General features: G+C 43.4%; 6 protein-coding genes. 2 read left to right on the top strand and 4 right to left on the bottom strand.

What is annotated here, in order from left to right:
- Positions 1–93 precede the first annotated feature (93 nt).
- On the bottom strand, positions 94–549 hold the full coding sequence (locus AK825_RS10385) for an outer membrane protein assembly factor BamE (protein WP_068037050.1): 456 nt from the start codon (positions 547–549) through the stop codon (positions 94–96).
- Positions 550–651: 102 nt separating this feature from the next.
- Positions 652–9,267 (bottom strand): YadA-like family protein, encoded by an 8,616-nt coding sequence (locus AK825_RS10380; protein WP_068037047.1) that lies wholly within the window; start codon positions 9,265–9,267, stop codon positions 652–654.
- Positions 9,268–10,087: 820 nt separating this feature from the next.
- On the opposite strand from AK825_RS10380, the gene AK825_RS10375 reads away from it, so the two are divergent.
- The gene (locus tag AK825_RS10375) at positions 10,088–10,423 is read left to right on the top strand and encodes a tautomerase family protein (protein ID WP_227514160.1); all 336 of its coding nucleotides are present in this window, start codon (positions 10,088–10,090) and stop codon (positions 10,421–10,423) included.
- Positions 10,424–10,481: 58 nt separating this feature from the next.
- Complete coding sequence (locus AK825_RS10370; protein WP_068037044.1) at positions 10,482–11,060, top strand: GNAT family N-acetyltransferase; 579 nt, start codon at positions 10,482–10,484, stop codon at positions 11,058–11,060.
- A 140-nt stretch (positions 11,061–11,200) separates the two neighbouring features.
- On the opposite strand, the gene AK825_RS10365 is transcribed toward AK825_RS10370, so the two are convergent.
- Both AK825_RS10365 and AK825_RS10360 read right to left on the bottom strand, forming a co-directional pair.
- Positions 11,201–11,866, bottom strand: coding sequence for a histidine kinase (locus AK825_RS10365; protein WP_068037041.1), 666 nt, complete (start codon positions 11,864–11,866; stop codon positions 11,201–11,203).
- A gap of 481 nt (positions 11,867–12,347) precedes the next feature.
- On the bottom strand, positions 12,348–12,962 hold the full coding sequence (locus AK825_RS10360) for a hypothetical protein (protein ID WP_068037037.1): 615 nt from the start codon (positions 12,960–12,962) through the stop codon (positions 12,348–12,350).
- Between the last annotated feature and the right edge of the window lie 48 nt (positions 12,963–13,010).

Below are 13,010 nucleotides of genomic sequence, written 5' to 3'. Positions count from 1 at the left end.
GCAAGGCATTAGATGCCTTGCTTTCAATGTTTTGCTTCTTAGTTCAATTGTATGGCTTTTCAGTTTAATTATATGGCTTATGAGTTCAATAGATTAGCGCGCATACTTAGCACAGGATGCTGGTTGCCAATAAAACTCAGTAGCAAAGAATTCGTCGTCACGTATTCTGCCTTCATAACTATCATCAAAGATTATTTTGTATTGGCAAGTCTCGACTCTTTTATCAGCATCGTAGAATTTGAGAATATAGTCCCATTCGCGAGCGTTAAATCCTTCACTAAAGTGAGGTGTGCCAATCAACTGGTAGATTTGATCTTTGGTAGTACCTACTTGAATATTAGCAACATCTTCATGATTGACGATCCTACCTCCTTTTTGCCATGCTTTGTTTGGATCAGGGAACACTAAGTCATTGGCATCAACAGATCCGTGCTGGGCACCAGGCGTCAAATGCCAAGTCGGTGTTATGTTTTTTTGGGTACAGCCAGTCACTGTGAATAGTAAAGCAGTCGTTGCCAGTAAGCCGTAATGATATGCAGATTTTTTCATTATCCATTCCTTAATATATTTTATGAGTAATTTGACAGCGCTTATCTATTTATAATCAGACCTATTGGCATATAAACGCTGTCATGAAGTAACGTTGTTATACTAGAAATGGAAGCCTGCACCAATTGCACCGCCAGCATTCCCTTGCGTATCTGCCGTACCATTCACTTTAATTACCCAACGACCGTTATCAGACACTTTAGATACACCAACAGCCACTGCACTTTCGCCATTGTATGACGCAATACCGCCGCCGACCATTGACTTACCTGGGATATACGCTTGCGGTAATGAAGACATTGCCATCGCTGCTGAGATACCAGCGTTTGCATTGTCTTCGACTTCACCAATTCTGTAGCCTAGGGCATTGACGCTATCACCCAGTTTTTTATCAAGAGCAGTGAGTTGACCGAAATTGACAGCATCTTTTTCATTGGTACCAGCTTCAACTCCAGTAATGACAGTGTTGGCTGCATTAAAGCCTTCAGCGGTCATGCTAGGACCATCTTTGATGGTGACGCCTGTGTTATCAACCACCGTATTGCCTGTGGTGACACTATCGACTTCGATGTTGCCATCTAGGCCAATTTGAATACCGCCATTAGCAGTGCTGGTCGTAATGTTGTTACCGCCTTCAAACTGAATGCTGCCACTATTACCGCCAACGCTCTGACTGATGTCATCGCCATTATCCGCGCCAAAGCTGATACCTGCGTCAAGACGACCAGTGTTGTCTGTGATCTTCTCGTTATTGGCTTGGATATCTTCATTGGCCTGAGCATTGCCTTGGTTAACAGAGGCAATAGCATCACTGATATTACCTTTGCCAGTACCACCAATGTTATTAGCAGTAAGGTTGCCATCAGCATCATAGGTGGCATCGCCGCCAATGATGCCAGCGACACCGTTGCCAAGGTTATGTAGCTGACCACCGTTGATAGCATCGGTACTATTTGCACTTATATCACCATCTTTTACGTTGGTTATAGTAGTGCCTCCAGTGCCGCCACCTAACGTGATGCTACCTTTATTGACAGTATCATCTGGGTTTTTATCATATTGGACTGCTGCATTATTGAGGGATGCATTGCTATCACCAAATGCGTCACTGACTGCTTTTAATTGCGAGACGTTGACGGCGTCAGAGTCGGCTGTACCAGCAGCGACACCTGTGATTTGGCGATATGTGCCATTAGCCGCATCGCCTACAGCAACTGCGCCTGTAGTGCTTGTAGTAGCCATAATCGCCGCATTACCGACTGCGCCAAAACCAATAATTCCAGCACCTGTCATCGCTGCAGAGCCAGTGCCTAATACTACTGAACCCTCGACAGTTTGGGTGACATTGTTGCCGAATACAAAGGTGTCATCACTATCAATAGTATTGTCATTACCTACTGAGTAACTGTTATTACCATCGATAATGCTTGGGTCACCAAAGGCCCCTGAGTTATTACCGTTGACGATGTTGCCTGTACCTACACTAATAGACTGAGTGCCGTTGGCTTGAGCACCGTCGCCAATAGCAACAGAAGAGGCGCCATTGACTTGAGAGCCTTGTCCGATAACGACAGCATTTTTGGCATCAGCTGATGCTTTGGTGTTGTGACCTAATGCGAGAGTGCTCTCAGCATCAGATTCTACAATAGCATTGACACCAATGGCTGTTGAATTAGCACCACCAGCACTTGAGTCATTGGTAATACCTAAATCACCTTCAGGACTAACAGCATTGGTATGGGCAAATTTCACCCCTTCGGTATTCATTTTTTGCACGGTTTGACCGATCCTTAAACGATCGGTAACTCCTTGACCTTCGACATCGTAGGTTAAGAACAACGAATCCAAATTACTGTTATCTACAGAGGTATTAGCGACTTGCTCAGCGATATTAATGGTAAATTCCTTACCATTTTTATCGAAGATTTTGACTTTGGTAGCTCTATCAAGCTGACCTTTATTAACTGCATCAGCAGCATTGATACCATTGGCAATGTTAGTAAGAGTGGTGCCACCGCTTACTACGATATTATTATCGTTATCGTCTTTACCAATAACAGCCTGTGTACCGTTAAAGATAACTCTATCGTAGTTTACTGTATCGTCATCATTACGATCATATTGAACACCACTTGCAGTTATGTTGCCAGCAATAGCGCTTAATTGACCAAAGGTTGCTGCATCGCTAGCTACTGAACCATCGGTTAGGTTAGTAATTTTAGTATCATTTGCATCGATGCCTTGTGCCGTGATGATTGGCCCTGTTGTGTCGCCTGTGCCATTAATGAAGCTTATGCCGCCTTGGTTGACAATGATGCCATTGTTACCAGCATTGTCTGTGGCACTAAAGCCTTCTGCGCCATAGTTGCTGGTGCTGGTACCGTCAGAGACATTAGTACCTGCACTAGTCATGGTCGTGATGTTGTCTGCACCATCATCAATGCTTACACCAGCAGTGTTGGTTACGGTATTGCCGGTCGTCACGCTAGTAAGTGCTAAGTCATCCTTGGTTTTGACTTCATAATCAGTAGAACCATCAGTGTTGACCGTTTCGGAAACGGTGATGTTTTTACCTTCAGTGACGGTGCTTTTCGCTTTGGTAGCTGCATCTTTAACAGAAGAGATGGCACCGTCAATCGTATTAACACCAGTGCCGCCAATGTTGGTTGCGGTAACAATACCGTCAGCGTTCGTTGCATTGCCACCAATGATAGTTGCAAGAGCAGCCGAACTACTATTTAGCTGATCACCAGTCACCGCTTCGGTTGAACCTGCGGCAATGTTGCCATTGGCAAGACCACTTAAAGTACGTACGCCATCAGTACCAGTAAAGCTGACGCTTGTACCACCAATTGTAGCGCCAACCGTAATCGCGCTTGTACCGGCGTCTTGACGGACAATACCGGTGCGACCAGCGTTGATGTCGTCGATATCGCTGGTGTTGGTGCTGGTTCGACCATCAAGGTTACCTAGCGCATCACCGACATTGTTAAAGTCAGTGGTGGTCGCATCATTATTGCCGTTGTTTAAGGTATAGGTAGGGGCGCTGACCATGCCCGTATCCGAGTCATAAGCGGCATTGCCGCCTAAGTTACTTGCCGTGCTGTTGCCTAGAGCATCGGTCTTTATGTTACCAGAGCCTGCTATCGCGTCTAACTGGCCTTTGTTGACAGCATCGCCGTCAGCGACCCCAGTTGCAACATTACTGATAACCGTATTATTGGCATCAATACCTGCTGCCGTGATATTCGGTCCAGTAGTAGCACCTACGTTGTCAGTAAAGCTTATGCCTGTCTGATTAACGATTGTGCCATTGTGGCCTGCAGCGTCAGTAGCCGTAAAGCCTGTCGCACCATAGTTACTGGTATTGGTACCGTCATCAATTCTCACACCAGCATTGTTGGTTGTGGTGTTGCCGGTGGTGATACTACCAGTCGTACCGAGATTAATATTCTCAGCCAATTTCACAGTTAATGAGTTATCAGCACCATTAGCGACCACACCAATATTATTGTCCGTCAGAGCAGCTGTAGACGGTGCTCCACCTTTTACGACGAGTGCCTGACCGAGTTTACGAGTCACTGTAACTGTTGTATTGTCGCCAGTGAAGCTAAGCGGTGTTTGTACAGCTGAATTTAGTGCAGTGATTGCATCACCAACGGTACGGACATTAGTAGCTGCGTTTGATGGATTGCTCACGACAGAGAAAACAGGTGCAGTGTAAATACCAGTTGCCGCATCGTATGCTGCATTGCCACCTAAAGCGGTAAGGTTGCCTTGAGATAAAGCTGAGTTATCATCAACTGTAGTACTTAAGCCTTTTAGCTGACTGACGTTGACAGCGTCGGTATCTGCACCGCCGGCGGCGACGTTAGTCAATCGACGTTCACTACCTGCACTACCAATACTGACTACATTACTACCTATTGCTGTTCCTACAACGGTTGTACCAGTAGGGGCAAAACTTGCGAGGGTAGAGGCTGTCACCGTGGTATCGCTACCGATACCTACTGCGCCATTTAAGCCGGCAGCGATAGTGACGTTGTTACCTATGATAAAGGCGTTGTCAGCATCAATGGTGTTTTCAATACCTACAGCTGAGCTAGCTTCACCTGATATGTTATTAAATGCACCTATAGCAGAACTGGCTGGACCTGTTACGTTATTAAATACACCAAAGGCTGAGCTAACCTCACCTGATACATTGTTTAAGGTACCAAAGGCCGAGCTACCACCAGCTGAAGCCTGATTTTCAGAACCTACAGCAGTCGCCTTGAAGCCAGTAGCTGAAGTGTCTTTACCGATAGCAATTGCATCTTCACCTGTCGCCCCCTCATTGTTTTCGTTAGTACCACCAGTTGAGTTGACGCTGAAGTATTTGGTTTTTTGAGCTTCTAAGGTTGCATTTGTTGCTGCCAATTGACCGCCGTTAATAGCATCTGTGCTATTAGTTGCAATAGTACCATCTGCCACACCAGTAATGACGGTACCACCAGCATCGATACCACTAGCAGTAATGCTAGGACCGATAGCATCATTGTTATTGTCTAAAAATCTGATCCCACTTTGGTTAAAGACCGTACTGGTAATACCGTCGGTCGCTGTGAAGCCATTTGCACCGTAGTTGCTTGTATTAGTACCATCTGTGACGTTAGTGCCTATGGCAGTAATAGTGGTGGCATTACCATCAACAGTACCGTCATCAACTCTCACACCAGTAGTGTTGGTTGTGGTGTTGCCGGTGGTGACACTACCAGTCGCGCCTAGGTCGATGTCTTTATTGAGTTTGACGGTTAAAGTGTCGCCGTTACTGGCAACCACCCCAATGTTGTTCTCTGTGAGGTCCGCTTCAGTCGCTCCGCCACGTACTTTTAGCTCTTCACCAAGCTTACGAGTGAATGGGGTAGTGCTGTCACCTGAGAACTGTAAACCTGTATTGGTGAGACCAGTTACCGCAGTGTTTACATCACCAGCATTCACTGCAGTATTAGCATTGGCAGGTAAGCTTATGTCACCTGCACTTGCCACTCCGGTTAGTTGACGAGCATCGCCATCTACATTGGCAAAGCTGACACTGGTGCCACCAGTTTGACCGCCAATGGTAATAGGATCAGTGCCGTTGTCTTGACGGACAAGCCCTGTTTTACCAGAAGCCAGATCAGCGATGCCCGTAGTGTTAGTAGTAGTACGAGTATCAAGGTTGCCAAGGGCACTACCAACGTTATCAAAGTTTGCTGTGGTACCAGCATTGCTACCATCGTCTAGGGTATAGGTAGGTGAGGTATAAGTGTTAGTTACAGCGTTATAAGTTGCACCGCCACCAAGTGCAGCTAAGTTCCCTGTTGCAATATTATTGGTGTCTGTTAGCTGACCGAAGGTTGCTGCGTCATCTGGTGCAACGCCATTAGCTAGGTTTGTAATTCTATTATTACCGTTATTGAGTCCAGATCCGCTAAGAGTAACGGTATTGTTAGGACCGTCAACAATGGTAACGCCAGCATTATTCAATGTACTGTTACCAGCAGTGGCTCTGTTGACATTGATATTATCGTTCAGAGTAACTTGTACACCGCCTGTGGTGGTGGTAGAAGTGATATTACTATCACCAGTGACATTAATCGTATCGCCTAGCGCAAAGTTGTTGCCTGTCGTGCCATTACCGAAGTTGATACCTTTGTTGATCTCAGTGGTGTTACTAGCAGCACGAGTGTCAAGGTTACCAAGGGCATCGCCGACATTGTTAAATGCTGGGGCGTTAGTGCCCGTGTCAGTCCCGTCGTCTAAGATATAGCTTGGGGCGGTATAAGTGTCAGTTGCTGCATTATAAGCTGCACCACCGCCCAAGGCAGCTAAGTTGCCAGTAGAGCGATTGCTGTTGTCGGTGATGTTGGTATTAGTAGTATTTAACTGATCACCAGTCACCGCCTCGGTTGAACCTGCGGCAACGTTACCATTTTCAAGACCACTTAAGGTACGCACGCCATCAGTACCAATAAAGTTAACGCTTGTACCGCCAGTCTGAGCGCCAACCGTAATCGCGCCTGTATCGGCGTCTTGACGGACAAGACCTGTTTTACCAGAAGCTAGGTCAGCGATGTTGCCAGTATTGGTTGTAATATTACCTGTATTGGTTGTGACATTAGTATTTGTCGCGTTAAGTTGACTGCCATTAACCGCATCAGTGCTTGTAGTATTCAAGCTACCATCTGCAACATTAGTAATCTTATCACCACCGACGTCTAAGCCAGTAGCCGTACTGGTCAATACCGTATTGTTGGTGGCATCACCAACAGTGACTTGATTGACACTAATATCGTCTGCTAGATCATAGTTGATGGCGTTGTCTGAAACGGTCGCAACTAAGTTGTTGTCAGTATTGGTGAAGTTAACCGCTTCACCCAACTGCACGTTGTCTTGGGTACCATTATCAGCAGTGATATCAAAGCCTAGATTGGCTTTGGTTAGGGCACTGTTTGCCGTAGTGTTTGCCGTGTTTGCTGTTGTTTGAGCAGTAGTGACATTGCTATTAGTAGTATTTAACTGATCACCAGTCACCGCCTCGGTTGAACCCGCAGCAACGTTACCATTTTTAAGACCACTTAAGGTACGCACGCCATCAGTACCAGAAAAGTTGACACTGGTGCCACCAGTTTGGCCACCAATGGTAATAGGATCAGTGCCGTTGTCTTGACGCACAAGACCTGTTTTACCAGAGGCGAGGTCAGCGATGTTGCCAGTACTAGTAGTGATGTTACCAGTATTCGTTGCAATGTCACCGGTATTGGCAGTGGTACGAGTATCAAGGTTGCCTAGCGCATCACCGACGTTATCAAAGCTATCAGTTCCACCATTTAAAGTATAAGTTGGGGCAGTATAAGTATTGTTTGCCACATCATAAGCAGCGCCGCCGCCCAATGCAGATAGACTGCCAACAGAGCGGTTGCTATTGTCAGTGATACCAGCCGTGTTGGCGGTGATATTATTCGAGTTAGTAGTGATATTACCTGTATTAGCAGTAACGTCAGCATTGGTAGCATTCAGTTGATTACCAGTCACTGCATCTGTTGAACCAGCTGCAATAGTGCCATCTGCAACATTAGTAATCTTATCACCACCGACATCTAAGCCAGTAGCCGTACTGGTCAATACCGTATTGTTGGTGGCATCACCAACAGTGACTTGATTGACACTAATATCGTATGCTAGATCATAGTTGATGGCGTTGTCTGAAATGGTCGCAACTAAGTTGTTGTCAGTATTGGTGAAGTTAACCGCTTCGCCCAACTGCACGTTGTCTTGGGTACCATTATCAGCAGTGATATCAAAGCCTAGATTGGCTTTGGTTAGGGCACTGTTTGCCGTAGTGTTTGCCGTGTTTGCTGTTGTTTGAGCAGTAGTGACATTGCTATTAGTAGTGTTTAACTGATCACCTGTAACAGCTTCGGTTGAACCTGTGACAACGTTGCCATTAGCAAGGCCGCTTAGAGTACGCACGCCATCAGTACCAGTAAAGTTAACGCTTGTGCCGCCAGTAGCATTACCAACTGTTATAGGGTTTGTTCCGTTGTCTTGACGAACAAGGCCTACGGAGCCATTGGTTAAGCCTACAATATTGTTATTAGTAGCTTCAAGTGCTGAGTTGGTAGCCGCTAATTGACTACCATTAATAGCATCAGTACTGTCTGTGCTAATTTTACCACCAGCGACGTTCTTTATTTGTCGTTCAAGCCCTGCTGCACCGACGGAGACTTGCGCACCTAACTTGACCGCACCTACATCATCTAACACACTACCAGCGAAGTTATAGGTGTTGCCACCTATTACAATTGTCTTTTCGGAAGTAGCATCGCTATCTGTCTCTGCGCCAGCACCAAGAGCGACTGAACCTGACTTGGTGGCAGTGGCTGATACACCAAGAGCTGTAGAACCTACACCAATAGAGGTAGCCTGTGTACCAAATGCAGTGGATAACGCACCGATTGACTGTGCTTGTACGCCAATAGCTACTGAAGCAGCTCCAGCAGTTTCTGTGCCGATATATTGTCTTCTATTTGCATCTGGAATATTTGGATTACTTGCACCTTCTGCAGCTGTATAGACTAAATCACGACCTGCGAACTTTTTAAAAGCTTCGTTGACATCGCCACTGTTTAAATTACTGTTCGTTGAACCGTCTATATTGCTCTTAGATGCTGAATCTAAATCATCACCACCGATTGCAATAGATGAGCTACTATTGGAGCGTACATTGGCACCAAATCCTATAGATTGATCACCTTTTACTTGAGTATCATAGCCTATGGCTATACTTTGAGCGCCTTGTATGTCTCCTGCATCTACCTTAGTCGTTGCTCTACCACCTATTGCAATATTGTTTCTACCACTAGCATCGCTCTCACAGCCTATAGCGATATCACCAGTAGACTTATCTGCCATGGTATCTGTGCCAAGAGCAGAAATAAGACACTCGTTAGTATCTATTGAACTAGCTCCTACAACAGCTACTGCTTGCATACTAAATCCAGCACTAGCTAGCCCCACGCACAATGCACTGAGGCGCAAGAGTTGCGCGCCTCCTGTTACCGTATCATTGGAAGCACTTGCAGCGTTAGATCTTACGACGGCACTTGATGATTTGCCGCGACTTTTCGCATATTCTGCTACTGCCATAAAACAGTTTAATGACTGATTCCAAATAACTTTATAATTGCGATTCATAAGGTAACATCCTGTAGTGGTCAAAACCCTGCTTGATAACAGTAAGATCTGCTGACAATAAATTGACATTAGTAGAGAAGAAATAACTAATACTTTTAATTAAAGAATAATTAATAATTAATAATTAATGGTAATACAAAAGTAATACAAAGTGAAGTTAATTAATTTTTATAAACCATAATTAAGTTTTTATTTTAACTGATAATTAATATTCGATTTAAAGAATATAAGTATTTTATATAAATATTTTTATATTTATTTAAACGAATATAAATAAAAGTTTTTTATTTTTTATAGATGAGTTATAAGTTTTATATAACTAAAAAAATAGCTTTAAAAGTCATTGTTTTGAGATTGTTTTAAGATTATTAAGCAGGTGTTATCAATGCCTTGTAAGGTATAGTGTACGAAGTATCGATTAGACTATATGAGCATTATTGATATATGGATTCTCGATAAGACGAAAAATAAATATGATTTAAAGAATAATAAAATACATTAAATTTTATTTATTAGTCTTTTAAGGTTAAAAGATCAAGATGTAAAATTTTAGGTAAAAATTTTTTCATATATGTATAAATTTAATCAAAATATAATAATATTTCTAAATATGTAAATAAATAATAAGTTAAGGATTATATTTTAAGTTATATAAATTTAATCATAATAAAATATTTTTTTATTATTCCCAAGAAATAGGGTTTGTGATTAAATGAGTTTTTAATTAAATTAAATAAAATTATTTTCTCTAAAGTATATAGGCTTACTTATGATCGTTATCTATGGTGTTAAAGAGAATCTCAATCCTATTTAAGCAGCGCTGTCCACTATCATTCATAGCTGCAAGCAGTCGGTACTTGGATTACCAGAGGATAAAAGGGCACAGCGCTTCATACCGCTAGACTCTGAGGATTTTTACTATCCTAATGATAGGTCGGCAGCTTATACTGTCATTGAGATTAGTATGATGGAAGGACGTACTATCGCTACGCAAAAGGCGCTGATCAAAGCATTGTTTCAACGTATTGAATCGGAAGTAGGAATCGCACCGATAGATATCGAGATTACGATAAAAGAGCAACCAGCGCATTGTTGGGGGTTTCGTGGGATGACGGGTGATGAGGCACGTGATTTGAAGTATAAAGTGAATGTGTAGCGGCAGAATATAGTAAATGTTAGGAGAGTTGAGCATTGGACGAAGCAGGCAAAATATCATGACGCAAAGAGTGCTAATAACAGAACGACTTTACCTCAGGCAATGGCAACCAAGCGACTTTGCTGTGTTTGCAGAGATGAATGCTGATCCTGAGGTAATGAAATACTTTCCCAAGCTATTATCGCTAACATTGAGCGATGTGATAGCCAAAAAGTGCCAGCAGCTTATTGAAGATAAAGGCTGGGGGTTTTGGGCGGTGAGTCTAAAAGGCAGTTTAGAAAAGAAGGAGGCCTTTATCGGTATGGTTGGCTTGAATGAATCACATGCTGATATGCCTTTTGCGCCCAATGTGGAAATTGGTTGGCGACTACACAAAGACTATTGGGGACAAGGTTATGCAACTGAGGCAGCAAGAGCCTCGTTAAGGTTCGCATTTGAAACATTAGAGCTTGATGAAGTCGTCGCCTTTACTGCCGTTATTAACAAGCACTCGCAATTGATTATGCAGCGTATTGGTATGACTGATACACAAGAAAACTTTTATCATCCAATGCTTAATCCCAGCCATCCACTTGCTGAGCACGTCTTGTATAAGGTTACTCAACAGCAGTGGCAGGAATCTATTGTTAATAGTTGATTAATAAACTCTAAAGGCAAAAAATACAAACCATAGTGGTTAGTAGGATTTTTTCTTACAAATCAGAAACATTTTTGTTAGAAATTTAATAAATTGCCATTATAGTTTTAAGTCAGATTTTTTAAAATCTCTCAAAAATCTTAACTATTTCGAGAAAACGTCAAGATATGCCCCTTAAACGGTAGATCCAAATAAGTAGTATCTTCAGGTTTTATGTGTTGACTACTAAAGCCTGACGCAATCATTTTTGTCGTCAGCTTGTTTTTGCGTCCGCGTCCGGGGTCAACGATGATGACTTCACAGTTGGAGCTGGCATGGCGCTCAATGAATGCGGCCAATATATCGATATGCTGATCTTCGTAGAGTAGGTCGCTACCGATGATCATATCAAAGCGTCCAAGTTGACTGTTGTCTTCGGCCCAGTCTAAGCGCTCAAAGTTAATTTCTTTATTATTATTTAACGTGGTATTGCGATCAAGGAAGTACTCGACCGTCGGATGATAGTCCGTCGCCGTGATGTCCGCATGCCGATGATTAAGTAGTAGGCTGGATAGTGCCATCCCGCAGCCGACCTCCAATATACGCTTACCCGCGATATTATAATCGAGCATATGGTTAGCCAGTACCAAGCTTGACGGCCATATCACCCCAAACAGTGGCCAAGATGCCGAGCAAATACCTAAATTGAGTGCCTCATCGTCAGGGTCACTGAATTGTTGGTTGTCGCGTAAGGTGCAAATGTGAATATCGGTATTGCCAATTTCAATCGTTTGATAACGCACGCGCACAGTAGTAAGCGAAGTCATAAACTGTCCTAAAAAATGAGCAAGAGTGCAAGGATTGGCAGAGGTTGCCACTATCAGGAGTTGGATAATAAAAAGGTGGGAAAGACTGAGTAACAGCCTATATAAAGAGGTGGGTGTAATTAATTTAAGATTAACTGGATAATATTATGCCTGATAGCTCGGTGAGTTATTGTTATTTCGCAAGGTACTAATATTACTAGTATTACTGATGTTGCTAGCTTTTTAAAGTCTGCTATTAAAAGGAGTCTTCTATAAGACGTGCTACTAGCATAAGCTTTTCTTGTGTGCTGTTCGCCAGCGTGACAGAGGCTGAAAAAATTCATTCCAGCAGCACTGGCTGACTTTTAAAGTGAATGGGTTGTAAGCGTGCACTTAGTTTGGACATATTAGATGCACGATTGCTTGATATCGGAGAGTTTCAGTACGAAGTCATGCTTTGACGAAGTTATATTTTGCATTGACGTTTTTTTATAATGGAGCTTTAGTTATCAAATCGCAGACCAGAGGTTTTGATGCCCCAAATTAGCTCAACAAAGGCGCGATTATTGGTCAAGGGTTCACCGTCGATAATAAGTGCATAGCCGCCACCATCGATCCACAAAAATACAAAGCTGGTCTCAGGAATCAATAAATCAACTTGCTGAAAGAAAGATATTGCTTGGCTTTCAACTGCCCAGCCGCGCTGTTTTTGACGTAGCATAAATCCAGAGAAGTCCGCTGCTGCTACGCTAAGCATGTCGGCTTCTTCTTGGCTGTAGCCAATGCGTGCCAAACAAAACCCTTCATCTGAAGCGATGGCAGCGCGGCGCTTGCCGGATAAGCTTGCCACCACATACGGCAAAAACTGATCAAGTGGTAAGTTGGGAGCGGGCAAAAAGGTAGATAGCTTTTCAATGAAACCTTGTTCAACGAAGTTATTTAACCATCGTTCTGAATACTCCTCCAGCCATGCTGCGACCAGCATCGTCTCGCGATGTGACAACAGTGCCTGTAATGCCAACTGCTGTGCGGTTGGTTCACTTTGGGAAAATGCTTCAAACACGCCAGCAGGGGTTAAGGTAATATAGGTTTTGTCAGCATCATCAAAAGTGGACATAAAAGTTACCTTATCGACAGGATGGAATAAAATAGGGGTTAATCAGTT

This window comes from Psychrobacter sp. P11G5 (assembly GCF_001593305.1).
Taxonomy (GTDB): Bacteria; Pseudomonadota; Gammaproteobacteria; order Pseudomonadales; family Moraxellaceae; genus Psychrobacter.
This window is presented reverse-complemented; position numbering and strand designations above follow the sequence as displayed.

What these genes read in the sequence shown, in the direction of transcription:
- AK825_RS10380 (WP_068037047.1), bottom strand. Translation starts at nt 9,267, where the DNA reads ATGAATCGCAATTATAAAGTTATTTGGAATCAGTCATTAAACTGTTTT.
- AK825_RS10365 (WP_068037041.1), bottom strand. Translation starts at nt 11,866, where the DNA reads ATGACTTCGCTTACTACTGTGCGCGTGCGTTATCAAACGATTGAAATT.
- AK825_RS10370 (WP_068037044.1), top strand. Translation starts at nt 10,482, where the DNA reads ATGACGCAAAGAGTGCTAATAACAGAACGACTTTACCTCAGGCAATGG.
- AK825_RS10360 (WP_068037037.1), bottom strand. Translation starts at nt 12,962, where the DNA reads ATGTCCACTTTTGATGATGCTGACAAAACCTATATTACCTTAACCCCT.
- AK825_RS10385 (WP_068037050.1), bottom strand. Translation starts at nt 549, where the DNA reads ATGAAAAAATCTGCATATCATTACGGCTTACTGGCAACGACTGCTTTA.